The sequence below is a fragment of the Bradyrhizobium sp. CCGE-LA001 genome, assembly GCF_000296215.2.
Classification (GTDB): domain Bacteria; phylum Pseudomonadota; class Alphaproteobacteria; order Rhizobiales; family Xanthobacteraceae; genus Bradyrhizobium.
Genome location: NZ_CP013949.1, coordinates 6,933,252 through 6,955,649, shown reverse-complemented (window position 1 = coordinate 6,955,649; position 22,398 = coordinate 6,933,252). Strand labels below are relative to the sequence as shown.

Below are 22,398 nucleotides of genomic sequence, written 5' to 3'. Positions count from 1 at the left end.
GATTCGCTACCCGCCAAAACTAACCATTCGTACCGCCCATTCAAGCCGCCGGGATAGTCCTACTGCCAGCCGGGAACGCCGCGCATGTCGGGCAATTGGTGGGCGATGCCCTTGTGGCAGTCGATGCAGGTCTTTTCCTTCGTGAACAGGAAGCGCTGGTGCGCCACTGAGGCCCGCGGCGACTGCTTGGTGATGTCCATGGAATCGGCGCTGTGGCAGTTGCGGCATTCCAGTGAATCGTTGGCCTTGAAGCGCGCCCATTCATGCGCCGCGAGCTCGAGGCGGTGCTCTTGGAATTTCTCCCTCGTGTCGATGGTGCCGAAGATCTTGCCCCAGACCTCCTTGGAGGCCTGCATCTTGCGCGCGATCTTGTCGGTCCAGTTGTGCGGCACGTGGCAATCCGGGCAGGTCGCGCGCACGCCCGAGCGGTTGGAGAAGTGGATGGTCGACTTCAGCTCGGCGTAGACGTTGTCCTTCATCTCGTGGCAGCTGGTGCAGAATTTTTCTGTGTTGGTGATTTCCAGCGCGGTGTTGAAGCCGCCCCAGAAGATCACGCCGGCAACGAAGCCGGCCAGCACCAGGGTGCCGAGGGCGAACACCGAGCTCGGCCGGGTCAGCACCTGCCAGAGCTCGAGCGCGAAGGCCCAGCTCCGCGCGATGAAGCCGCGCTTGGCTTTCAGCTCTGCGTTGGGCTCGTCAGCGGTCGTCGTCATCGCCGGCCACCCGGACTTGCGCGCGACAGCAGCGTGTCGATGTCGGTGAAATCGTTGCTGACGGGCGGATTGGCGGTGTTCTGCGGCACGTGGCATTCGGTGCAGAAGAAGCGCCGCGGTGAGACCGAGCCGAGAAACTGGCCGTCACGGTCCATGAAATGCGTGATCGAGACCATCGGCGCCTGCGATTCCGCCGTGCGCGCACGCGCGTGGCAGGACAGGCACTTGTTGCCGTTGAGGTCGACCTGATAGCCGTCGATATTGTGCGGGATCACCGGCGGCTGCTCCGGATAGTTGCGCACCTCCTTCTCGGAGGTGTTGCGGTTCGGCAGCATCGGTGGCGCGGGCCCCTCGTCGTTGAGCGGGGTCGGGCCGCGCAGGCCCGAGCTGACGGTCTGCGCCGTCAGCGAGCTCGTGCCCATGGCGATCGCGATCGCCAGCAGGGCGATACCAAATCGTTTCATCATGACAGGTTCACCCGCTCGATGCGCACGGCGCATTTCTTGAAGTCGGTCTGCAGCGAGATCGGATCGGTGGCGTCGAGCGTCACCTTGTTGATCAGCTTGGATTCGTCGAACCACGGCACGAACACGAGGCCCTTCGGCGGCCGGTCGCGGCCGCGCGTCTCGACGCGGGCGCGGATGAAGCCGCGGCGGGAGACCACCTTCACTTCATCCCCGCGGCGGAGCTTGGCTTCCTGCGCGTCGTCCGGATGCATGAAGCACACCGCTTCGGGGAAGGCCTTGTAGAGCTCGGGCACACGGCGCGTCATGGTGCCGGAATGCCAGTGCTCCAGCACGCGGCCGGTCGACAGCCAGAACGGGTAGTCCTTGTCGGGCGATTCAGCCGGCGGCTCGTAGGGCAGGGCGAACACGCGCGCCTTGCCGTCCGGGAAGCCGTAGAATTGCACGTCGGCGCCCTGCTTGACGTAGGGATCGCTGCCCTCGCGAAAGCGCCACTTCGTTTCCTGCCCGTTGACGACCGGCCAGCGCAGGCCGCGCTCGCGGTGGTAAGTGTCGAACGGCGCGAGGTCGTGGCCGTGGCCGCGGCCGAACTGCGCGTATTCCTCGAACAGGCCCTTCTGCACGTAGAAGCCGAACGCCTTCGCTTCCTCGTTGGCGTAGCCGGCCTCGATCTCCGAGGTCGGATACTTGTCGATCTGGCCGTTCTTGTAGAGCACGTCGAACAGCGTCTTGCCACGCACGTCCGGCTTCTTGGCAATCAGCTCCGCGGGCCACACTTCCTCGATCTTGAAGCGCTTGGAGAATTCCATCAGCTGCCAGAGATCGGATTTGGCCTCGCCCGGCGCGGTGACGAGCTGGTGCCAGAACTGCGTGCGCCGCTCGGCATTGCCGTAAGCGCCTTCCTTCTCGACCCACATCGCGGTCGGCAGGATGAGGTCGGCGGCAAGCGCCGTCACCGTCGGATAGGCATCCGACACCACGATGAAATTGTCGGGGTTGCGGAAGCCGGGATAGGTCTCTTCGTTGATGTTGGGACCGGCCTGCAGGTTGTTGTTGACCTGCACCCAATAGGCGTTGATCAGGCCGTCCTTCAGCATCCGGCTTTGCAGCACGGCATGCGCCCCGTTCTTGTCGGGGATGGTGCCCTCGGGCAGCTGCCAGATGTGCTCGGCGTGATCGCGATGCGCCTTGTTGGTCACGACCATGTCGGCGGGCAGGCGATGCGAGAAGGTGCCGACCTCGCGCGCGGTGCCGCAGGCGGAGGGCTGGCCGGTCAGCGAGAACGGGCTGTTGCCGGGCGAGGAGATCTTCCCGGTCAGAAGATGGATGTTGTAGACGAGGTTGTTGCACCAGACGCCGCGGGTGTGCTGGTTGAAGCCCATGGTCCAGAACGAGACCACTTTTGTCTTGGGATCGGCGTAGAGCTCGGCGAGCGCCGTGAGGCGGTTGAGCGGCACGCCCGACATTTCGGCTGCCTTCTCCAGCGTGTACTCCGACACGAACTTGACGAACTCGTCATAGCTCATGTCGGTGGCGTCGTTGGGCTTCGCCGCACCCGTCGCCGCCTTCTGCAGCGGATGCTCGGGCCGCAGGCCGTAACCGATGTCGGTCTGGCCGCGCTTGAACACGGTATGCTTGGCGACGAAGTCCTTGTTGACCCGTCCGGTCTTGATGATGTGGTTGGCGATGGCGTTGAGGATGTAGAGGTCGGTGTGCGGCGCAAACACTATGCCGATGTCGGCGAGGTCGAACGAGCGGTGCTCGAAGGTCGAGAGCACCGCGACGCGAACATGCGGCGCTGAGAGCCGGCGGTCGGCGATGCGCGTCCACAGAATGGGGTGCATTTCCGCCATGTTGGAGCCCCACAGCACGAAGGCGTCGGTGGCCTCGATGTCGTCATAGCAGCCGGACGGCTCGTCGATGCCGAAAGTGCGCATCATGCCGGCCACGGCCGAGGCCATGCAGTGCCGCGCATTGGGATCGATGTTGTTCGTGCGGAAGCCGGCCTTGAACAGCTTCGAGGCGGCATAGCCCTCCCAGATCGTCCACTGGCCGGAGCCGAACATGGCGACGCCGTTCGGCCCGCGCTTCTTGATCGCCTCCTTCCACTTCAGTTCCATGATGTCGAAGGCTTCGGTCCACGACACGGGCGTGAACTCGCCGTTCTTGTCGTATTTGCCGCCGGTTTTGCGCAACATCGGCTGGGTCAGGCGGTCATGGCCGTACATGATCTTGGAGAGGAAGTAGCCCTTGACGCAGTTGAGGCCGCGATTGACCTCGGCCTTGATGTCGCCATGGGTGGCGACGACGCGATTGTCCTTGGTCGCGACCATCACCGAGCAGCCGGTGCCGCAGAAGCGGCAGGCAGCCTTGTCCCACTTCATCTCGCTGTTGTTGCGCTCGGTGACGAGATTGGCGGCGAGCGCCGGAGCCGGCATGCCCGCGGCGGCGGCCGCGATGGCGGCGGCCTCGAGCTTGAGCATCTGGCGGCGGTCGAGCTTGGGCGATGACATGACGGCTCTTCCTGACTTAGGCGGTTTCGATGGCGTGGAAGACGAGTGCTGCGGAATAGACGTTCGGCAGCGACTGGATGGTGTTGAGCAGGGTGCCGAGGCTGCCGCTATCTGGCGCTTCGGTCACGACGACGAGCTTGCCGCGCGGATCGCGGCCGTGGATCTCGCAGCCCGGCAGCGCGGTGATCTCGGCTTCGAGCTCGGCGAGACGTTCGGGACGTGCCTGGACGATGATGCTGGCGATTTCGGCGCCTGGCGGCGCGATGATGCAATCGGCACTGAGCACGCGGCCGGTGATCAAGGCGCGGCGATTGAGTGTGGCGTGAGCCATGATGCCTGTCCTTCGCTGGTGAGGAATCAATGCTGGGGCGGCGGGCCGGGCGGTCCGGCAAACATCTGGTAGATCCAGACGCCGAGCCCATAAGAGCCGACGGTTCCGACCGCGAGCACGGGCATCACGACCGCGGTCAGGAACAGGAAGGCGAAAATCTCCATGCGCTTACGGCGCACGCGCGAAGTCGTGTCGTCAGGGGCCGACATATTCGGTCTCTCTGAAATGATACTGGGAATAGGGACGGCATCCGGGCCGTTGCCTTGCCGCACTTTAGATCCGTTCGAGCCGCTAACGCGTTGATCTGAATCAATCTGTCCAGTTGGCAGTACCCTGTAGTGCGTGCCGGTATCGGGCTTTCATTGCCACACGCGCGGCGGAAGAAGCGATCTGCCGCGCGACGGAATTGCGTTCGCGTAGACAGCGCCGCCTCACGCACTAAGATGTTCTTAACAACAACAAGTGCGGGAGAGCGACGCCATGAAGTTCGGCATCTTCTATGAGCTGCAATTGCCCCGGCCCTGGGTGGCCGGTGACGAGCTCGCCCTCTACCAGAACGCGCTGTCGCAGATGGAGCTTGCCGACAAGCTCGGCTACGACCATGCCTGGGTCGTCGAGCATCATTTCCTGGAAGAATATTCGCACTCGCCTTCGCCGGAATCTTTCCTCGCCGCGGCCAGCCAGCGCACGAAGAATATCCGGCTCGGTCACGGCATCCTCCAGCTCACCACCAATCATCCGGCGCGCGTCGCCGAGCGCGTCGCGGTGCTGGATCTGCTCTCGAACGGCCGCTGCGAATTCGGCATGGGCGAGAGCGCCTCGATCACGGAGCTCACCCCGTTCGGCCGCGACATGGAGACCAAGAAGGAGGTGTTCGAGGAGGCCGTCGCTGCGATCTTCCCGATGTTCAAGGACGCCGGCAGCGAGCATCACGGCAAGTATTTCGACATCCCCTTGCGCAACGTGGTGCCGAAGCCGGTGCAGAAGCCGCATCCGCCGCTGTGGATGGCCTGCTCGCAGCTGCCGACCATCGAGCGCGCCGGCCGCCACGGCTTTGGCGCGCTCGGCTTCCAGTTCGTCAGCGCCGATGCCGCGCATGCATGGGTGCACGCCTATTACAACGCGATGACGAAGCGGCTGCACAAGCTCGCGGATTACCAGATCAATCCGAACATGGCGCTGGTCTCGTTCTTCATGTGCGCCAAGACCGACGAGGAGGCGCGTGCGCGTGCCGACGGCGCCACCTTCTTCCAGTTCGCGCTGCGCTTCTACGGCGCCTCGCAGAACCGCCAGCGTCCCGCGCCCTACACCGTCAACATGTGGGACGAGTACAACAAATGGAAGCGCGACAATCCGGAAGCGCAGGAGGCGGCGCTGCGCGGGGGCCTGATCGGCTCGCCCGAGACCATCCGCAGGAAGCTGAAGCGCTTCCAGTCCTCGCATATCGATCAGGTCATCCTGCTCAACCAGGCCGGCAAGAACAGCCACGAGCACATCTGCGAATCGCTGGAACTGTTCGGCCGCGAGGTGATGCCGGAATTTCAGAACGACCCGGCGCAAGCGGCCTGGAAGCAGGGCGTGATGAGCGGCGAGATCAAGCTGGAGGAGATCGACACCGAGGCCTTCACCGACCGCTACGGCAAGCTCGCGATCAATGTGGCGCCAGTGAAGGTGGCGGGATAGAAGTCCGAACCTAATCCCAGTATGGAATGGCCGGACGGGCGATCATCAGCCAGAAGATCATCAGCACGGCCGCGAACGCCGGAAAGCCGAAGGCGAACCACCATCGGAACAGTTGGTGATACCGGACGGGCAATTTGGTGTTGCTCGCAACCGCTGCGACGGCGAGATCGCGCATCTGCATCTGCATCCATACCACCGGCAGCCAGAAGGCGCCGGTCACGAGATACAGTGCGATGGACGCCGCCACCCAGCCGTCGCCGAGGGAATAGCCGCTCGACCAGGCCAGCCATGTCCCGGTGATCGGCTGCAGGATCACGGCACTCGCCGTAAACAGGAAGTCGGCCAGCACAACGGTCCGCGCAACGCCGGCGATCTCGCGCGGGTCGCCGCGCAGATGCGCTACCAGCATGAAGAAGGCGATGCCGGCCCCGGTGCCGAGCAGCACTGCGGCACCGATGATGTGCGCCATCTTAACCAGGAAATAGAGCATCAGCGATCCTCCCGGATCGCCATGGCGACCAGGTTGAGCATGATCACCGGCCAGATCTTCAGCATCGGCCCCAGCGGATCAGCCCACAGCCGCGGCACCAGGGCGGTGCCGATCACGGCATAGGTGAGCGAGATGATCAATGCGGCCCACAGGCCGTAGCGGCTTAGAGGCCGGTAAAGGATGGCGAGGCCGATGGCGATGTCGGCGAGCGCGCCTGCGGTCACGGTGAGCGCCGCGACGTTTTCCTGTAGCCCGCCTTCCCGCAGCAACGACATGCCGATGTTCCAGCCGGCGGTCAGCGAAATGATGCCCGTGGCGATCCAGAACGCGCCGAAGACGCCGAAGATCAGCGGCTTGAGCGCATAGAGCTGTGCAAACCAGCGCTCCTGCACCGAGGCAGGCTCGCGTGCGAGCGCCGCTTCGAGATCGCGCGGTGGAATGCCGGTCGTGTTGCGCCAAGGCTCGGGGTCGCCGGTTGCGCCGCGCCGCATTTCCGCCTGTGCCGTCGCGTTGATGGGCGTTCGCCATCCCAGCATCTGCGCAACGTCGCCCGCGCGGTACGCGATCGAAGCCGCCCAGGATGGCAGCTGCAGGCGGTAAGCCGGCCTCCAGCGCAGCCAGGCGCGAAACAGCGCGACCGCGTCGCTGAAGGCGATCCGCCGCGGACCGGCCAGATCCAGCGCGACCCGTGAAGGCGCGCCGGGTTGCAGGAAGAACAGCACCGTTTCGACGACGTCGTCGAGATGCACCGGCTGGATTGCCGCCGTGTCTGGCATCACCGGCATCACCGGCAGTGCCGCCAGCCCGCGCAGCAGCGCGCTGCCGCCATAGGCTGGCCGGCCGACCACGACGGAAGGCCGCAGCACGACCCAGTCGAGCTCCCGCGCCGTCAAGGCGGCTTCGCCCGCGCGCTTGGTGCGAGAAAACTCGCTGAGTGCATCGACATTGCTGCCGATCGCCGAGAACAGGATGACCCGGCGCACGCCCGCGCTTTCGCAGGCCGCATAGAGCGCCGCGCTGCCGGCGACATGGACGCCTTGCATATCCTGTCCCTGCAACGCACCCGCCGCATTGATCACGGCATCTACGCCGCCAAGGAGGCCCTTCCATTTCGACGCATCGGTGGTCCGGGCGACGTCGAGCGTGACGTGGCGAGGATCGTGCGCCGCCGCGGCGTGGCGCGACACCAGGACGCAGTCATGTCCTTCGGCGGACAGCCTGGCGTGGATCGCCGATCCGATGAGTCCAGTGCCCCCGACGAGAAGGATGCGCATTGACTGATCCTTCCATAGCGGCCCGAGCAGACATGACGGATGGAAGACAAGGCAACGCAGACGCAATCGTTCCTCGGCATGGAACAGAGCGCTCTTTTCTTAACACAGGTAATAGCCGCGAACGGTCGATCTACAAAAGCAGGGCAAGAGTCTCAAATGATACAGCTCACTTTCCAGTCTTGTGATGGGTGTGGGAGATCGCACGGGAAGAGTGGAAAACATCGTGATGCTCGGACCAAACGTTCTTGCGCCTGAAGATCTGTCGCTGCTCGGGGCGATCTACGATCTGGTCGTCGACTCCCTGCCGGGCCGGATGCGCACGCCTCGCAACAGGCGCCAGGTTGCTCTCAACCTGCTCTGTCTCAGCCTGCGTGGCGAGCGCGATCCGCTGGAACTGGAGCTTGGCGCGGCCGCCGGTCTGACCTGTTGATGCAAGATCTCGCGCACATGACCGTGCCTGCACGCGGAGCGCCAAGGCGACCAATCCAATCGATCGTCCTCTTTGACAATCTAAATGTCTGGGCTGGTTCTTACCGCTACAGCGGGACATGCGGCGCCGTACCTGACGACTATTTTCCAAGGTGAAGGCGATCATGCAAGACCGCACCAAGAAACGCCGCCGCGTCAAGCAAACGCAGAGCCTGACCGAGCGCCTGCTTGCGACCGCTACCCTCGCCAAAGCCAAGGCGCAAGCGATGTCGCCGGGACATGACCGCGACCTCCTGCTGCGCAAGGCCCGCGAGGCCGAAGCTGCTGTCGCACTCGAGAGCTGGATTCGCGGGCGAGGCTCGCCGCGCTGATCTCTATCGATGACTACGCAACTCTTGCTGCTGTTGAGTCAGCCAGAATTGCGGCCACGGCCTTCCTGAGCTCCAGCATACCGTAAGGCTTGCGCAGGAGAAGGAAGCCTTCATCGGAGGCAGACTGCGCCTGCCCGCTGTAGCCGGTCGCGAGAATGATCGGCAGGCTCTTGTTTGCGAATCCTCGCACTCTGCGCGCGAGCTCGAGCCCGTTCATGTGGCCGGGCATCACGATGTCGGAAAGGAGGAATCGATAGGCCTGATCCGACGTCTGCAGATGCCGAAGCGCGCTCTCCGCGTCACTGATCAAGTCGACGTTGAACCCCAAGTCTTCGAGCAAACCGCGGGTGACTTCCGAAACATCGCGATTGTCTTCAACCAGCAAGACCTTTCCCGAGAACCGCAGCTCTTCCGCTGTCTCGGCGAGGCTCACTGACGTGCCTTCGTCGAGGGTCTTCGGAAGATAGATGGTCACGCGCGTGCCCTGGCCTTGCGCGCTTTCGACTGTCGCGGTCCCGCCGGACTGCCGGGCAAATCCATAAACTTGGGAAAGCCCCAGCCCGGTTCCCTTTCCCACCTCCTTGGTCGTGAAGAAGGGCTCAAATACGCGATCCAGAAGCTGTTCCGGGATGCCACAGCCGGTGTCCTGAACGGCAATTGCGACGTACTCGCCGGACAGGTCAGAGGGAGCTTGAGCAGCATCGACGTTGCTGGCCGACACCACAAGTTGGCCACCGGCGGACATCGCGTCGCGCGCGTTGACCGCCAGGTTGAGCAGTGCCAGTTCGAGTTCATTGACGTCAATCTTGACCCGTCCCAGATCGGGAGCGATTTCGGTTCGCACGACGATATCGCCACGAAGGCTTGCCTGAAGCATCTCCTGAATTTGCGGAAGCCGAAATTTGAGGTCGACGACAACGGCGTCTTGAGGCTGCCGGCGCGAGAAGGACAGCAACTGCCTCGTCAGCGTGCTGCCGCGATTCACTGCCTCTTCGATCGCCTGCAGGGATCGTGTCAGCCGCGTGTCTTCTACGAGCGTGCGCTTGATTCTCTGCGCGCTGCCCTGAATGACCATGAGCAGGTTGTTGAAGTCGTGCGCAACCCCTCCCGTCAGCTGCCCCAGCGCCTCCAGGCGCTGCCCCTGCTTCAGCGCAGCTTCCGCAGCTTCCCGGCGCACGACCTCGTCCCGATAGCTCTCGGCACGTCGCAGCGCATACATCGACAATGCGAAAAGACTGAGCGCAATCGGAATGCCGATCGCGAGCTGAAGCAGCGTCGTGCGCCAGAATTCCTCGGTGATGGCGACTTTCTCGATCCCGGCGACTACATAAACGTCATAGCCGCGGACCTTCTGATAGCCGATGACACGATCCAGTCCATCCAGTGGTGATTGCGTCTCCAGGAAGCCGCCGGCCGGGTCTCTTTCCATGGCACGGGACATATCGTTTGGTCCGCGGATGTCTTCGAAACGGCCCTCCGGGTAGCGGGCGAGCACCGTGCCGTCGGAGCGGACCAGGCCGAACGCATCTCGTCCCCGGGACAGCTTTCTGTAGAACTCTGAAAAGCTCTCGGGAGAAACGGTTATGCCGATCACGCCATGGAAGCCGGCGGCCGGCTCCCCCGTTCGTCGTCCGCTGACGACGAAGAAGCGCTGCGTTCCTACGCGCGCGCGAAGAATCTCGCTGACATAGGTATCGAAGGAGTTCAACTGGGCACGGAAGTAGCTGCGGTCCGAGTTGTTCAGATTGCGTGGAACAGGCAGGATCGTGCTCGACACCAAGGGTGAGCCATTCCGATCGAAGGCCCAGATTGACTCGATCTGTGGCAAGGCTTGCTGCGTGCGCTTGAGTCGGAGATATAGCGCCGATTCCGAGGCGCGGATCGCATCGTCGGACATGCCTCGGAGCACTTCATTGGTTTCCGAGATTGATCGCTCGACCGTTTGCAGCGACTTCTGCGTCTGCTCATGGAGCACGTCGAGAGAGCTTTGGATGCGTTCGCGGGCTTGGACATGTATTGACCGCCAGGTCTGCCAACCTGAAAATGCCAGAGTCCCCGCGGGTAACGCGAGGCTCAGGAAGGCGATCAGCCGCAGCGGCCAAAAAAGGCTCTGTTTGGATGGACTCACACGTGCCCCGGCACCTTTTGAGGAACATGGAACCCTGCTATCGTCGGTTGGTTCCATATTGCCGCGATTTCCTTGCACGGAGCGGGTCGGTGGGTAAGGGGGGAGGGCTTTGGCGGGTCGCCGCGGTGATCGCTTTCATTCTGTGGGGCTGCCGGGCGAACATCGCCCAGGAGGGGCCGATTGGACCGCTGCCACTTTCGGCGAGAGGACAGCCGGTCGTCGGATTTCCCGAGGGCGCCCCCGCAATCGCGCCCGTGCCGCCGGTTTTCACGACGGAGGAATTGACACGGCTGCGTAACGGAAATTATCGCGCGGCCATCTCCATGCAGGCCCTCGATTCCCCCTGGAATTCGCTCCAGGTCCAGGGCATCTCCGAAACATTGGGCAAATACGGCGTCGAGCTCGTGGCCGTGACCGATGCGGCTCAAGATCCTGGGCGGCAGGCAGCGCAGTTGCGCGCATTGGCCGACCAGAAAATCCAAGTCCTGTTTTCTGTCCCGATTGATCCGGCAACTCAGACGCTGGCTTACAGGCGCGTCAGCGAAGCCGGTATCAAGCTCATCTTGATGGACAACGTGCCTCACGGCCTTCAGCCCGGCAAGGACTATGTCACCGTCGTCGGCTCCGACAATGAGCAGAACGCGGTATTTGCGACCGAGGAATTGCTGAAGGCAATCGGCGGCCGGGGGGAGGTCGCGCTCATCACCTATAGCTACGAGTCCTATTACTCGATTGCGGCGCGGCGCCGCGGTTTCGAGCAGACATTGGCCGGCCACCCCGACGTCCGTCTGGCGGCAGTTGTCAAGTTCACCCAGCCGAGCGAGGTGTATCAGAAAACGATTGCGATGCTGACAGCGCACCCGAACATCAAGGGTATCTTCGCTGTCTGGAGTGATCCCGCCATGCAAGCAATCGCGGGTGCGCAGGCGGTGGGACGAGAGGACATCGTCGTGACGACGAACGATCTGGGACCCGACAGCGCGCTCTATGTCGCCCGCGGCCAGATAAAGGCTATCGGCGCCCAATTGCCTTACGATTTGGGCGTCGCAGAAGCCAATGCGGCGTTGTATGCCCTTCTGGGCAAGCCGGTCGCCCCTTACATATCGATTGCGGCACTCGGCGTCAGGCAAAGCAATCTGCTATCTGCCCTGGAGATGGTGACGAAGCGCAGCCCTCCTCCTGAAATCAGTGCTGCTTGTGGTGATAAATGCAAGGCTGAAACGGGCAGGTGACCTGCGCAAAACAACGCTCGAGACGTTGATGAGAGTGGAGGAAGCGATGCAAACCCACCGGATAGTCCTCGATCCGCCGGCTGGCGACGTTACGCCCGCGGTGCTCGCGATCGGCCGCTCGGATTTCCCCACGGTGCTGATAGACACACTGCGCCGGCAGGCCGATGTCGGCCATTGCATGGTATTTGCGCTGTCGCGCGCCGGTGCTGCGCGCTGCCTGCTCGATGCCGGCAACATCCCGATCGGTGGGGACCTCGGCGCGGCCTATGCCGGCCAGTTCCACGAATCCGATCCGAACCGCGATGCGCTGTTCGAAGGCGAGGGCAGTGCGCCGATCATGCTGCCGTCCTTCGCGCCGCGCATGTACGGCGCGCGCTATCGGAAGATCTTCTTCCAGGATTCCGGCATCGTCGACAAATGCGCGACCGCGATCTGGACCGAGGACACTTGCTTCTACGTCAATTTCTACCGCATCGCCGCGCAGGGCCGCTTCAGCGCCGCGCAGCGCGAGCGGCTCGGGACGATCGCACCGGCGATCGCGGCGAGTGTCGCGCGGCACTTCCAGGAGAAGCCGACGCCCGATCTCGCAACGCTGTTCGCAACGCGCGCGCCGCTGGCATCGCTGACGCCGCGCGAACAGGAGGTCTGCCGCCGCATCCTCGCAGGCTTCAGCTCCGAGGCGATCTCGCAAGACCTCGGCATCAGCCTGCATTCGACGCTGACCTACCGCAAGCGCGCCTATGAGCGGCTCGGCATCTCCTCGCAGAGCGAGCTGTTCGCGATCGTGCTGCGCCTGCTCGCAGGGCCGCGCGGCCTGAACTGAGGCACCCTAAGTCCGCGATATCTGCACTCCGCGAGCAAGGCGGATGTGTGATCCTGTCGGAGCTGTCGCCCTGTCTGACGCACATCCCTGAGGAGTGGACCGCCGCTGCACAACGGGTATGATTGGTTTGCTGACGGTTCAACCAAAAAGGGAGGGCGTGATGTACGCCAATATTCTCTTGAGCACGGATGGATCAGAGCTCGCGAACAAGGGCGTGAAGCATGGCATTGCCCTGGCAAAGGCCGTTGGCGCTAGAGCGACAATCATCACCGTCACTGAAGGGATGTACATCGACTATGGGAGCGGACACGCCGGAGGGTACATTCCTACGCAGGAGGAAATGGATCGATTCAATACCGCTCAGAGAGAAGGCGCGAGCAAAGTTCTCCATGAGGCTCGAACTGTCGCGGAGCAGTCCGGTGTATCTGCCGAACTGTTGCACGTTCCAGACGCCCATCCAGCCACCGCGATCGTCGAAACTGCCAAGTCCAGAGGGTGCGATTTGATCGTGATGTCGTCTCACGGGCGACGCGGACTCAAAAGGCTCTTTCTGGGAAGTCAGACATCTGAGGTCCTGGCTAACGGAAGCGTGCCGGTGCTGGTGGTGGTATAGTCAAACAGGCAGTCCTGATGGAGCGGATCGGCCTGGTCATCTCTGTCCCCCTTAACTGACCTGCGGCCAGCAAGAACTCGGCATCAGCCTGCATTCGACGCTAACCTACCGCAAGCGCGCCTATGAGCGGCTCGGCATCTCCTCGCAGAGCGAGCTGTTCGCGATCGTGCTGCGCCTGCTCGCAGGGCCCCGAGGCCTGAACTGAACCCACTCTCAGGCCGCGATATCTGCCTCCCAACGCAAAGCGGACATGCAATCAGTCCGCTGAGCCGCCGCGTTGTGACCCGCTGCGGATTAAAAAGGGCGATCCGATCCAAGATCACAGTTCGATGGGGCGTTGGCGCCGATCGGGGGAAGCCGGGAGGCATTTTGTGTCATTCGAGTAGCCGTCAATCGCAGGAAGTACAACGATAAGCCAGGATTGCGCTCGCAGAGCTTTTTCAATGCTTCGTCGCTGATGCAAAGCAGATCCACATTGGTTGCTGCAACCGCGGTCTGCGTGCGTCGTCTTTCTAAAGAGAACAATCCAATCTCACCGAAGAGATCACCTGCCGAGAGTCGCTGGTCAATCTCCGGAAGCCCAACTTCGCCCGATACGACCATATAAAGCAAATCGGCATGCTGGCCCTTTCTGAAGATCGTCTCCCCAGCCTTGAAATGCTTTGGCCACATGAATGGCTGCATCCACAATGGTGATAGATCCGTGGCCGCCGCGAGCTTCGCTTTCCGGAGCAAAATCACCATGCGAACGAGCAATACGATGTTCAAAGGAAGCAGCACGACGTGCAGAACAAGAACAGGGTACAGCCCGGCCCCGAAACCGTAGCTGATGAACGCGAAGTTACTGCAAATTGCCACCGCACGCAGGCTCAACATGGTGCTCATGCAGAACGTGAGCAGGACGAGAGCCGATGCCAAATAGCCGATAGCCTCAATCAAGGTCATGTCAGTACCCGACCGGCGCAATCAATATCAGAAAGAATGCTGCTAGAATCGCTTGCGATATCGGGCGGAAGTGAGGCTGGCGGAGAGCTTCGAGGTCTGCTCCCGAATTTCATCAGTCACTCTGAACGCCGGCATCTGAGCCCGTGCAAACCTCAGCTCAGAGCGCCCCGAGGGTTCGCTTACTGCAGGTGACCCGAACAAGCGGAGCGTGTGCTCTCCGGCGGGCGATTGAGACCTCGGCCCGTTTCCGCGATGAGACGCGCGTCTCTACATCGCGACCTGAAATGATGTCGTCGAGCACGAATCCCGCGTTAACCATCGCAGACGGTTCCAGCCCCAGCCACATCGCTTCGAAGTTTCTTAAATTTTGCTGGGTACCTCTCTTGGGCGTGGTGACCTGGGAGAAGACATGAGCAAGCGTGCCAAGCGTGGAAAGGCGGAGCCGCTCGCCCTGCCGATGGCCGCGCGAGTTGCAATTGGCGCGGTGGCCGTCGCCGCTTTGGGATACGGTTTGTTGTCTCGCCCTTGGAGCGCGCAACCGGTGCGGAAGCCGACCGCGCAGGAAGCCCGGGCATCGTCGAGCCCGGTGTACGTGGCACCTCCGGTCCATGCAGCGGCGCCGGCTCCTGCTCCGGCTCCGGCTCCGATTCCAGCCCCGGCGCCTCTGGCCGAGCCACCAAAAGCCGACGCTGATGCTCCCGGGGCATTGGTCCGGCAGGTGGTCGACTATGCCAGCCGCCAGACGCCGGGCACCGTGATCATCGATACCGGGAACACATTCCTTTATCTCGTCCTGAACGACAGGCAGGCGATGCGCTACGGCATCGGTGTCGGCCGCGAAGGATTCACATGGTCCGGCGAGCAGACCGTGGCCCGCAAGGCCGAATGGCCGGATTGGCATCCGCCGACCGAGATGATCGGGCGTCAGCCTTATCTGCCGCGGTTCATGGCAGGCGGCCCCGGCAATCCGCTCGGCGCGCGCGCGATGTATCTGGGCGAGACCGAATATCGCATTCACGGCACCAACAAGCCCGATACGATCGGCAAGCGGGTGTCGTCCGGCTGCATCCGGCTGACCAATGACGACGTCACGGACCTCTATGAGCGGGTGAAGGTCGGCGCGAAAGTGATCGTGCTTCCGGGAAATGCTGCCCGCCGGCCATCCCAGGGAGCGCCGTCCGACGCCGCGTCCCGCTTCCCGGAGCCGGCTTCGCCCTCGAACCGGCCCTTGGCAGCCAACGCTCAGATGGTGTCACCTGAGCCGAGGATCGCCGCGGCCCGGTAACGGCAGTCCTCGGTTCTCGGTCTGCGTTCCAATTCCGTCCGTCCCTATCGCTGGGGACAGACGCCCGCGGCGGAGTCCGCTAGTCTCCCTGAAGCACGAGAAACCGGGAGACACCGCCTTTGAGCACGGCGCCGCGCATCGACATCGACCCGGCCGCGTTCTGGGCCGACCCCTATCCGATGCTCGCGAAAATGCGCAAGGAAGCGCCGATCGCTTTCGTGCCGCAGCTCGGCTCGACGCTGCTGACGAGCCGCGATGACATCTCGATCTCCGAGAAACAGATCGACGTGTTCTCTTCGCACCAGCCCGCAGGCCTGATGAACCGGCTGATGGGCCACAACATGATGCGCAAGGACGGCGAGGCGCATCAGGTCGAGCGCCGCGCCATGTTCCCGACGGTGTCGCCGAGGACGGTGAAGGCGCACTGGACCGCGCAGTTCCAGGCTCATGCCGACCGCATTCTCGATGCCATCGAGCCCGGCCGGATCGATTTCATGCGCGACTTCGCGCTGCCGTTCTCCGGCGAATGCCTGAAGTCGATCACCGGCCTCACCAATATCGGCTTTCAGGACATGGATGCGTGGTCGCAAGGCATGATCGAGGGCATTGCCAATTATGGCGGTGACCCCGCGGTCGAGGCGCGCTGTCATGCGGCGACCTCAGGCATTGATGCTGCGATCGACGACATCCTGCCGGTGAAGCGCAAACATCCCGACCAGAGCATCCTCGGCGTGCTCCTCGCATCGGGCATGGCGATGGAAAGCGTGCGCGCAAATGTCAAACTCGCGATCTCCGGCGGCCAGAACGAGCCGCGCAAGGCGATCGCCGGCACGGTGTGGGCGCTGCTCACCCATCCCGACCAGCTCGATCTTATCAGGCGCGGTGAGGTGTCCTGGCTCCAGGCCTTCGAAGAATATGCCCGCTGGATCTCGCCGATCGGCATGTCGCCGCGCCGCATCGCCAAGCCCTGGACTATCCGCGACGTGGCGTTCGAGCTCGATGAGCGCGTGTTCCTGATGTTCGGCTCGGCCAATCGCGACGAGAAACATTTCCAACGCGCTGACCATTTCGACGTGCGGCGCGATACGTCGAAGAGCGTTGCCTTCGGCGCAGGACCGCATTTCTGCGCCGGCGCCTCGGCTTCGCGCGCGATGATCGCCGACGTCGCGCTGCCCACGGTGTTCGCGCGCGCCAAACAGCTCGAGATCGCCGATGACGAGGAGGTGCGGATCGGCGGCTGGGCCTTCCGCGGGCTGCAGAATTTGCCGGTGAGATGGCGGCACTAGCCGGCGAGGAGCCCCCAATCCTTCCGCGGCATGATGACCTTCTGCCACTGTTTTGCCCGACGGGTCAAAGTCAAATTCGTAAAATACGAAACGCGTTTCAGAACAAGACCTTGCCTACTGTGCATGGGGTTGTTTTCGCAGTTTGGGTTTGAGCCCCGCGATTGTCACATTCGCGTGCGGAAAAAATTCGCCCTGCATCAGCTCCGCCGATTGAAATATTAATCATGCCCTTTGCCTCACGCGCAGTGCGCGCATCGCTATTTTTCCGCATGTCTCGACACCTCCACTGACCCGCCCCATCATCCCCTCATCGCAGGGAATGACGGCCGCACGCGGCCGGGAGTGTGGAATGCAGCGTCGCGACTTTCTGAAATTGTCCGTTGGAACCGCCGCTTCCGCAGCGTTCGTCTCGCGCGCCAACGCGCAGAGCGCGGTGAAGGAAATTCGTGTCGGCTACCAGAAGACCGGCGTGCTGGTCATCACGCGCCAGCAGGCCGCCTTGGAAAAACATTTCACGCCCCTCGGCATCGACGTGAAATGGATCGAGTTCTCCTCGGGGCCGCCGATGATGGAGGCGATGAATGTCGGCAGCGTCGATTTCGGCGCGGTCGGCGATTCCCCGCCGGTGTTCGCGCAGGCCGCGGGCGCCGCGATCGTCTATGCCGCCGGTCAGCCCATCACCAACGGCCAGGGCATCCTGGTGCCGAAGGATTCGCCGATCCGCACCATCGCCGATCTCAAGGGCAAGCGCATCGGCTTCACCAAGGGCTCCAGCGCCCACAACATGGTGGTGCAGACCCTGGAGAAGGCGGGCCTCACCTATGCCGACATCACGCCGGTCTATCTAACGCCGCCGGACGCCGGCCCCGCCTTCGCCAATGGTAGCATCGAGGCTTGGGCGATCTGGGACCCGTATTTCGCGATCGGCGAGACCAAGCAGAACGGCCGCATCCTGATCAATTCGCGCGAGGTCACCAAGACGAACTCCTTCTACATCGCCAATCGCGAGTTCGCGAAGAATCATGGCGCGATCCTTCAGCAGATCGTCGACGTGACGACCGCGGCAGGCAAATGGGCTGAGCAGCACCGCGACGAGGTCGCCAAATCGCTCGCTGCCATCACCGGCGTCCCACTTGATATCCAGACCTTGGCCGCCAACCGCGCGAACTTCGTGGTCGGCCCCGTCACCGACGAGATCGTCGCGACCCAGCAGGGCGTCGCCGACCGCTTCTACAAGCTCGGCCTGATCCCGAAGCCGATCGTCATTCGCGACATCGTCTGGCGCTATCAGGCAGCCTGACCGTGCCGATCACTCTTCCCATCCACAAGGGTTTGAACATGAGGCGTATCATCCAGCGTCTGATCGCGGCCATCGTGCTGTCGATCGGCATCGTCGCCGCCGCGGTCGGCACCTCCTATGGCCAGGACAAGGTGGTCCGCATCGGCTACCAGAAATACGGCAAGCTGGTGCTGCTCAAGAGCAAGGGCACGCTGGAGCCGAAGCTCGCCGCAGACGGCTACAAGGTGGTGTGGACCGAATTCCCGTCGGGCCCGCCGCTGCTCGAGGCGCTCAATGTCGGCGCCATCGATTTTGGCAACACCGGCGAAGCCCCGCCGATCTTCGCGCAGGCCGCGGGCGCGCCGATCCAGTACGTCGCCTATGAGCCGCCGGCGCCGAAGGGCGAGGCGATCCTGGTGCCGAAGGACAGCCCGCTGAAATCGGTCGCCGACCTCAAGGGCAAGAAGGTCGCGCTCAACAAGGGCTCCAACGTCCACTATCTCCTGGTCAAGGCGTTGGAGAAGGCGGGCGTCAAATATAACGAGATCGAGCCCGTGTTCCTGGCGCCCGCCGATGCCCGCGCCGCCTTCGAGCGTGGCGCGGTCGATGCCTGGGTGATCTGGGATCCGTTCCAGGCCGCGGCGGAGGCCGCCACCGGCGCGCGGACGCTCTCGGACGGCACCGGCATCGTCGCCAACTACCAGTTCTATTTCTCCTCGAAGAAATTCCTCGACGCCAACCCGAAGATCGTCGACGCCGTGCTCGCTGAGTTGAGCGCAGTCGACGACTGGGCCAAGGGCGACATCCATGCTGTGGCGGAACAGCTGGCGCCGTCAATCGGCCTCCCGGTCCCCGTGGTCGAGGTCGCCTTGAAGCGGCAGTCCTACGGCATCAAGCCGATCACCGATGCCGTCGTCGCCGACCAGCAGCAGGTGGCCGACGCGTTCTTCGCGCTGGGCCTCATCCCCAAATCCATCAAGATTTCCGACGTCGCCCGGAAGTCAGGATCGTGAGTACGACCATGAGCAAGCAGTCTAGCCCCAACATCCTCTGGTTCCTGCCGACCCACGGCGACGGCCGCTATCTCGGCACCGGCATCGGCGGCCGCGAGGTCAACTTCAATTATCTGCGGCAGATCGCGCAGGCCGCCGACCAGCTCGGCTATTTCGGCGTGCTGTTGCCGACCGGGCGATCCTGCGAGGATTCCTGGATCGTTGCGTCGAGCGTCGCACCGTTCACCGAGCGGCTGCGCTATCTCGTCGCCGTCCGCCCCGGCCTGCAATCGCCGAGCGTGGCCGCGCGCATGACCGCGACGCTCGACCGCATCACGAACGGCCGGCTCCTCGTTAACGTCGTCACCGGCGGCGATCCCGTCGAGAACAAGGGCGACGGCATATTCCTGTCCCATGACGAGCGCTACGAGGTCACCCGCGAGTTCCTGGGCGTCTATGGCGATCTGCTCGCCGGCAAGACGGTGAATGCCGAAGGCAAGCACATCCATGTCGAGGGCAGCAGGCTCCTGTTTCCGCCGGTGCAGTCGCCGCGGCCGCCGCTCTATTTCGGCGGCTCGTCCGATGCCGGCATCGACGTCGCAGTCGACACCGTCGACAAATATCTCACCTGGGGCGAGCCGCCGGCGCTGGTCGCCGAGAAGATCGCGAAGGTGAGGGAGGTCGCCGCAGCGCGCGGCAGAAAGCTCTCCTTCGGCATCCGCCTTCACGTGATCGTCCGCGAGACCAATGAGGCGGCCTGGCGCGATGCGAACGAGCTGATCAAGCATGTCAGCGACGAGACCATTGCGCTGGCGCAGAAGAATTTTGCCCGCATGGACTCCGTCGGCCAGCAGCGCATGGCGCAGCTCCACGGCGGCAAGCGCGACAAGCTCGAGATCGCGCCGAACCTGTGGGCCGGCGTCGGCCTCGTGCGCGGCGGTGCCGGCACCGCGCTGGTCGGCGACGCCGAAACGGTCGCGGCCCGGATCAGGGAATATCAGGATCTCGGCATCGATACGTTCATCATGTCGGGCTATCCGCATCTGGAGGAAGCCTATCGCTTTGCCGAGCTGGTGTTCCCGCTGCTCGCGCTGGAGCAGCCGAGCAACGTCACCAAGCTGCATTTCAACGGCGGTCCGTTCGGCGAGACGGTCGGCAGCGATTTCCGTCCGCAGCATCGGGTGTCGCAGTCATGAGCCTGATCGACAGCATCTCGCTTCCGCGCGGCGTCCGCCTGCCGCGCGTCGACGGCCTGATCCAGTGGATCGTTCCGCTCGCCATCATCGCGATCTGGCAGGTCGCGAGCGTCACCGGCTTCGTGCCGACCCGCGTGCTACCGGCGCCGAGCGACGTCGTGCTCGCGGGTTGGAAGCTTCTGCTCTCGGGCGAGCTCGTCCGCAACATCTGGGTCTCGTTCTGGCGCGCCTCGATCGGCTTCCTGATCGGCGGCAGCATCGGCTTCGCCTTCGGGCTTGCCAACGGCCTGTCGCAGCTCTCGGCCAAGCTCACCGACACCACGCTGCAGATGGTGCGTAACGTGCCGCATCTGGCGCTGATCCCGCTGGTGATCCTGTGGTTCGGCATCGACGAGAGCGCAAAGCTGTTCCTGGTGGCGCTCGGCGTGTTCTTCCCGATCTACCTCAACACGCTGCACGGCATCCGCACCGTCGATCCGCAACTGATCGAGATGGGCCGCACCTACGGCATGACCGATGGCGAGCTGTTCCGACGGGTGATCTTTCCGGGCGCGCTGCCCTCGATCTTCGTCGGCATCCGCTTCGCGCTCGGCATCATGTGGCTGACCCTGATCGTCGCCGAGACCATCGCGGCATCCTCGGGCCTCGGCTACATGGCGATGCAGGCGCGCGAGTTCATGCTGATCGACGTCGTTGTGCTCTCGATCCTGATCTACGCCCTGCTCGGCAAGCTCGCCGACAGCGCCTCACGCGTGCTGGAGCGCCTGACGCTCTCCTGGCATCCCGCCTTTCAGAAACGTTGAGCAGAAATACTGGGAATCACATGCAGACAGCGCTTCGTACCTCCCTTCCCGAGTCCGAGCTCGCCAGCCGCGCCAATTTCGCGCCGCACGCCCGTGTCGTGCGCGAGGAGCGCCCGGTGCAGACCGCCGGCCTCCCGCTCAGCATCCGCAGCTTGCGCAAATCCTACGGCAGCAACGAGGTGCTACGCGGCATCGACCTGCACATCCCGGCCGGCCAGTTCGTCGCCATCGTGGGAAAAAGCGGTTGCGGCAAGAGCACGCTGCTGCGTCTGATCGCGGGACTGGAAAAAGTCGATGCCGGCAGCATTAGCTTCGGCCAAGACATGCAGCCAAAAGACATCCAGCCCGAGGACATCCGCGTGATGTTCCAGGAGCCGCGGCTGTTGCCCTGGGCTCGGGTGCTCGCCAATGTCGAGGTCGGCCTCGGCCGCGAGCGCGCCTCCACCGATGCGCAGGCGCGCGCCGAGAAGGCGCTGAGTGAGGTCGGGCTGACCGACAAGCGCGACCAATGGCCCTCGGTGCTGTCGGGTGGCCAGAAGCAGCGCGTCGCGCTCGGCCGCGCGCTGGTCTCCCGGCCGCGCGTGCTCGCCTTCGACGAGCCGCTCGGCGCGCTGGATGCGCTGACCCGGATCTCGATGCAGCGTCTCCTGGAGCGCGTCTGGCGCGACCAGGGCATTACCGCCATCCTCGTCACCCACGACGTCGCCGAGGCGGTCGCGCTGGCCGACCGCGTGCTCGTGATCGAGGAGGGCCGTATCGCCCATGACGTCACGGTTAACGTGGCCCGGCCCCGCCAGCGCGGGTCGGTCGAGCTGGCCGGCCTCGAAGGCTCGATCCTGAGCCACCTGTTGTCGGCGGACGATCGTACCTAAATAAGGGAACCCCGGTTCGGGGAGCAACGCCATGAATGTAGTCCCCCGCGATCTCATGACTGAAATCCCCGTCTCGTCCGCCGATTTCCGCGGCGCCATGCGCCATCTCACCGGCGGCGTCAGCGTCATCACCGCCGGGCGCGGCAAGGACATTACCGGCATGACGGTCACCTCGGTGACCTCGCTGTCGGTGGAGCCGCCGACGCTGCTGGTCAGCATCAACAGGGATGCCTCGTCGTTTCCGTTGATCCGCCGCTACGGCGCCTTCGGCGTGAACATCCTCAACGCCGACCAGCTCGATGTGGCCGAGCGCTTTGCGGGGAAGGGCGGGCTGAAGGGCGCCGATCGCTTTGCAGGCAGCCAATGGGTGACCTCGGTTTCGGGCGTTCCGCTGCTGGTCGGCGCGTTGTCGGCCGTCGATTGCGAGGTCGAGGAGATCGTCGAGCGTCACTCGCACGGCATCGTCATCGGCCGCGTCAGGGACATCAGGAGCTCGCCGCGCACCGCCGCGCTGGCCTATTGGCACGGCCAGTATGTGGCGGTCGACCAGGACGAGGACGCGGTTAGGCTCGCCGACGTCAGTGTTCCCACGCGCAGCCGCCGCGGGGCTTGACCGCCGCAGGCTGACGCAGAGGCTGGCCTTTTCGGCGTCGTCGCTCTAGAAGCGCGATGAGCC

General features: G+C 63.6%; 23 protein-coding genes and 1 pseudogene. 15 read left to right on the top strand and 9 right to left on the bottom strand.

What is annotated here, in order from left to right:
• Positions 1-59: 59 nt before the first annotated feature.
• Genes BCCGELA001_RS31675 through napE form a run of 5 tightly spaced genes read right to left on the bottom strand, consistent with a single transcriptional unit; the run spans position 60 to position 4,230 of the window.
• Positions 60-713, bottom strand: a complete 654-nt coding sequence (locus BCCGELA001_RS31675) for a NapC/NirT family cytochrome c (RefSeq protein ID WP_008546057.1) — start codon at positions 711-713, stop codon at positions 60-62.
• Complete coding sequence (locus BCCGELA001_RS31670; RefSeq protein WP_060737076.1) at positions 710-1,180, bottom strand: nitrate reductase cytochrome c-type subunit; 471 nt, start codon at positions 1,178-1,180, stop codon at positions 710-712. The genes BCCGELA001_RS31675 and BCCGELA001_RS31670 overlap by 4 nt, the downstream gene beginning before the upstream one ends.
• Positions 1,177-3,690 carry a nitrate reductase catalytic subunit NapA gene (gene napA, locus BCCGELA001_RS31665; protein WP_008546055.1) on the bottom strand — a complete coding sequence of 838 codons (2,514 nt, stop codon included), beginning with the start codon at positions 3,688-3,690 and terminating at the stop codon, positions 1,177-1,179. The genes BCCGELA001_RS31670 and napA overlap by 4 nt, the downstream gene beginning before the upstream one ends.
• Before the next feature lie 16 nt (positions 3,691-3,706).
• Complete coding sequence (locus BCCGELA001_RS31660) at positions 3,707-4,021, bottom strand: chaperone NapD (protein ID WP_060737075.1); 315 nt, start codon at positions 4,019-4,021, stop codon at positions 3,707-3,709.
• 26 nt (positions 4,022-4,047) lie between these two features.
• Positions 4,048-4,230 (bottom strand): periplasmic nitrate reductase, NapE protein, encoded by a 183-nt coding sequence (gene napE, locus BCCGELA001_RS31655; RefSeq protein ID WP_060737074.1) that lies wholly within the window; start codon positions 4,228-4,230, stop codon positions 4,048-4,050.
• A gap of 271 nt (positions 4,231-4,501) precedes the next feature.
• Here napE and BCCGELA001_RS31650 point away from each other — a divergent pair, with 271 nt between their 5' ends.
• Entirely contained in the window at positions 4,502-5,704 is a 1,203-nt protein-coding gene (locus BCCGELA001_RS31650; protein ID WP_060737073.1) for an LLM class flavin-dependent oxidoreductase, read from the top strand.
• A 10-nt stretch (positions 5,705-5,714) separates the two neighbouring features.
• Here BCCGELA001_RS31650 and BCCGELA001_RS31645 read toward each other — a convergent pair whose 3' ends face one another.
• Both BCCGELA001_RS31645 and BCCGELA001_RS31640 read right to left on the bottom strand, forming a co-directional pair.
• The gene (locus BCCGELA001_RS31645) at positions 5,715-6,194 is read right to left on the bottom strand and encodes a DUF2269 family protein (protein ID WP_060737072.1); all 480 of its coding nucleotides are present in this window, start codon (positions 6,192-6,194) and stop codon (positions 5,715-5,717) included.
• Entirely contained in the window at positions 6,194-7,468 is a 1,275-nt protein-coding gene (locus BCCGELA001_RS31640; RefSeq protein WP_060737071.1) for an SDR family oxidoreductase, read from the bottom strand. The genes BCCGELA001_RS31645 and BCCGELA001_RS31640 overlap by 1 nt, the downstream gene beginning before the upstream one ends.
• A gap of 211 nt (positions 7,469-7,679) precedes the next feature.
• Between BCCGELA001_RS31640 and BCCGELA001_RS31635 the strand changes: the two genes are divergently transcribed.
• Both BCCGELA001_RS31635 and BCCGELA001_RS31630 read left to right on the top strand, forming a co-directional pair.
• Positions 7,680-7,898 carry a hypothetical protein gene (locus tag BCCGELA001_RS31635; RefSeq protein WP_008546050.1) on the top strand — a complete coding sequence of 73 codons (219 nt, stop codon included), beginning with the start codon at positions 7,680-7,682 and terminating at the stop codon, positions 7,896-7,898.
• A gap of 163 nt (positions 7,899-8,061) precedes the next feature.
• Positions 8,062-8,268, top strand: a complete 207-nt coding sequence (locus tag BCCGELA001_RS31630) for a hypothetical protein (RefSeq protein WP_060737967.1) — start codon at positions 8,062-8,064, stop codon at positions 8,266-8,268.
• 13 nt (positions 8,269-8,281) lie between these two features.
• On the opposite strand, the gene BCCGELA001_RS31625 is transcribed toward BCCGELA001_RS31630, so the two are convergent.
• A complete protein-coding gene (locus tag BCCGELA001_RS31625; RefSeq protein WP_158511666.1) occupies positions 8,282-10,396 on the bottom strand; it encodes a hybrid sensor histidine kinase/response regulator in 2,115 nt (704 codons plus the stop codon).
• 125 nt (positions 10,397-10,521) lie between these two features.
• Here BCCGELA001_RS31625 and BCCGELA001_RS31620 point away from each other — a divergent pair, with 125 nt between their 5' ends.
• The 4 genes and pseudogenes from BCCGELA001_RS31620 to BCCGELA001_RS39190 all read left to right on the top strand — a co-directional run.
• The gene (locus BCCGELA001_RS31620) at positions 10,522-11,628 is read left to right on the top strand and encodes a substrate-binding domain-containing protein (RefSeq protein WP_158511665.1); all 1,107 of its coding nucleotides are present in this window, start codon (positions 10,522-10,524) and stop codon (positions 11,626-11,628) included.
• A 46-nt stretch (positions 11,629-11,674) separates the two neighbouring features.
• A complete protein-coding gene (locus BCCGELA001_RS31615; protein ID WP_060737966.1) occupies positions 11,675-12,451 on the top strand; it encodes a helix-turn-helix transcriptional regulator in 777 nt (258 codons plus the stop codon).
• A 160-nt stretch (positions 12,452-12,611) separates the two neighbouring features.
• Positions 12,612-13,064 carry a universal stress protein gene (locus tag BCCGELA001_RS31610; protein ID WP_060737965.1) on the top strand — a complete coding sequence of 151 codons (453 nt, stop codon included), beginning with the start codon at positions 12,612-12,614 and terminating at the stop codon, positions 13,062-13,064.
• 70 nt (positions 13,065-13,134) lie between these two features.
• Positions 13,135-13,269, top strand: a pseudogene (locus tag BCCGELA001_RS39190) (LuxR family transcriptional regulator); the annotation flags it as partial.
• An 89-nt stretch (positions 13,270-13,358) separates the two neighbouring features.
• Here the strand turns inward: BCCGELA001_RS39190 and BCCGELA001_RS31605 are convergent.
• On the bottom strand, positions 13,359-14,009 hold the full coding sequence (locus tag BCCGELA001_RS31605; protein ID WP_008546043.1) for a Crp/Fnr family transcriptional regulator: 651 nt from the start codon (positions 14,007-14,009) through the stop codon (positions 13,359-13,361).
• Between the two features lie 409 nt (positions 14,010-14,418).
• Here BCCGELA001_RS31605 and BCCGELA001_RS31600 point away from each other — a divergent pair, with 409 nt between their 5' ends.
• The 8 genes from BCCGELA001_RS31600 (at position 14,419) to BCCGELA001_RS31565 (ending at position 22,335) form a co-directional block, all read left to right on the top strand.
• Positions 14,419-15,294 carry a L,D-transpeptidase gene (locus BCCGELA001_RS31600; RefSeq protein ID WP_060737068.1) on the top strand — a complete coding sequence of 292 codons (876 nt, stop codon included), beginning with the start codon at positions 14,419-14,421 and terminating at the stop codon, positions 15,292-15,294.
• 119 nt (positions 15,295-15,413) lie between these two features.
• Positions 15,414-16,580, top strand: a complete 1,167-nt coding sequence (locus BCCGELA001_RS31595; protein ID WP_008546040.1) for a cytochrome P450 — start codon at positions 15,414-15,416, stop codon at positions 16,578-16,580.
• Between the two features lie 349 nt (positions 16,581-16,929).
• Positions 16,930-17,880, top strand: a complete 951-nt coding sequence (locus BCCGELA001_RS31590; protein WP_060737067.1) for a sulfonate ABC transporter substrate-binding protein — start codon at positions 16,930-16,932, stop codon at positions 17,878-17,880.
• Positions 17,881-17,918: 38 nt separating this feature from the next.
• Positions 17,919-18,872, top strand: a complete 954-nt coding sequence (locus tag BCCGELA001_RS31585) for a sulfonate ABC transporter substrate-binding protein (protein WP_060737964.1) — start codon at positions 17,919-17,921, stop codon at positions 18,870-18,872.
• A gap of 8 nt (positions 18,873-18,880) precedes the next feature.
• Positions 18,881-20,047, top strand: a complete 1,167-nt coding sequence (gene ssuD, locus BCCGELA001_RS31580) for an FMNH2-dependent alkanesulfonate monooxygenase (protein ID WP_008546035.1) — start codon at positions 18,881-18,883, stop codon at positions 20,045-20,047.
• A complete protein-coding gene (gene ssuC / locus BCCGELA001_RS31575; RefSeq protein WP_060737066.1) occupies positions 20,044-20,850 on the top strand; it encodes an aliphatic sulfonate ABC transporter permease SsuC in 807 nt (268 codons plus the stop codon). Before ssuD ends, ssuC begins: the two co-directional genes overlap by 4 nt.
• A gap of 20 nt (positions 20,851-20,870) precedes the next feature.
• Positions 20,871-21,722, top strand: coding sequence for an ATP-binding cassette domain-containing protein (locus BCCGELA001_RS31570; RefSeq protein ID WP_060737065.1), 852 nt, complete (start codon positions 20,871-20,873; stop codon positions 21,720-21,722).
• A 31-nt stretch (positions 21,723-21,753) separates the two neighbouring features.
• Positions 21,754-22,335, top strand: coding sequence for a flavin reductase family protein (locus tag BCCGELA001_RS31565; RefSeq protein WP_060737064.1), 582 nt, complete (start codon positions 21,754-21,756; stop codon positions 22,333-22,335).
• The last annotated feature ends 63 nt before the right edge of the window (positions 22,336-22,398 follow it).

What these genes read in the sequence shown, in the direction of transcription:
- BCCGELA001_RS31675 (WP_008546057.1), bottom strand. Translation starts at nt 713, where the DNA reads ATGACGACGACCGCTGACGAGCCCAACGCAGAGCTGAAAGCCAAGCGC.
- BCCGELA001_RS31670 (WP_060737076.1), bottom strand. Translation starts at nt 1,180, where the DNA reads ATGATGAAACGATTTGGTATCGCCCTGCTGGCGATCGCGATCGCCATG.
- napA (WP_008546055.1), bottom strand. Translation starts at nt 3,690, where the DNA reads ATGTCATCGCCCAAGCTCGACCGCCGCCAGATGCTCAAGCTCGAGGCC.
- BCCGELA001_RS31660 (WP_060737075.1), bottom strand. Translation starts at nt 4,021, where the DNA reads ATGGCTCACGCCACACTCAATCGCCGCGCCTTGATCACCGGCCGCGTG.
- napE (WP_060737074.1), bottom strand. Translation starts at nt 4,230, where the DNA reads ATGTCGGCCCCTGACGACACGACTTCGCGCGTGCGCCGTAAGCGCATG.
- BCCGELA001_RS31650 (WP_060737073.1), top strand. Translation starts at nt 4,502, where the DNA reads ATGAAGTTCGGCATCTTCTATGAGCTGCAATTGCCCCGGCCCTGGGTG.
- BCCGELA001_RS31645 (WP_060737072.1), bottom strand. Translation starts at nt 6,194, where the DNA reads ATGCTCTATTTCCTGGTTAAGATGGCGCACATCATCGGTGCCGCAGTG.
- BCCGELA001_RS31640 (WP_060737071.1), bottom strand. Translation starts at nt 7,468, where the DNA reads ATGCGCATCCTTCTCGTCGGGGGCACTGGACTCATCGGATCGGCGATC.
- BCCGELA001_RS31630 (WP_060737967.1), top strand. Translation starts at nt 8,062, where the DNA reads ATGCAAGACCGCACCAAGAAACGCCGCCGCGTCAAGCAAACGCAGAGC.
- BCCGELA001_RS31615 (WP_060737966.1), top strand. Translation starts at nt 11,675, where the DNA reads ATGCAAACCCACCGGATAGTCCTCGATCCGCCGGCTGGCGACGTTACG.
- BCCGELA001_RS31610 (WP_060737965.1), top strand. Translation starts at nt 12,612, where the DNA reads ATGTACGCCAATATTCTCTTGAGCACGGATGGATCAGAGCTCGCGAAC.
- BCCGELA001_RS31605 (WP_008546043.1), bottom strand. Translation starts at nt 14,009, where the DNA reads ATGACCTTGATTGAGGCTATCGGCTATTTGGCATCGGCTCTCGTCCTG.
- BCCGELA001_RS31600 (WP_060737068.1), top strand. Translation starts at nt 14,419, where the DNA reads ATGAGCAAGCGTGCCAAGCGTGGAAAGGCGGAGCCGCTCGCCCTGCCG.
- BCCGELA001_RS31590 (WP_060737067.1), top strand. Translation starts at nt 16,930, where the DNA reads ATGCAGCGTCGCGACTTTCTGAAATTGTCCGTTGGAACCGCCGCTTCC.
- BCCGELA001_RS31585 (WP_060737964.1), top strand. Translation starts at nt 17,919, where the DNA reads ATGAGGCGTATCATCCAGCGTCTGATCGCGGCCATCGTGCTGTCGATC.
- ssuD (WP_008546035.1), top strand. Translation starts at nt 18,881, where the DNA reads ATGAGCAAGCAGTCTAGCCCCAACATCCTCTGGTTCCTGCCGACCCAC.
- ssuC (WP_060737066.1), top strand. Translation starts at nt 20,044, where the DNA reads ATGAGCCTGATCGACAGCATCTCGCTTCCGCGCGGCGTCCGCCTGCCG.
- BCCGELA001_RS31570 (WP_060737065.1), top strand. Translation starts at nt 20,871, where the DNA reads ATGCAGACAGCGCTTCGTACCTCCCTTCCCGAGTCCGAGCTCGCCAGC.
- BCCGELA001_RS31565 (WP_060737064.1), top strand. Translation starts at nt 21,754, where the DNA reads ATGAATGTAGTCCCCCGCGATCTCATGACTGAAATCCCCGTCTCGTCC.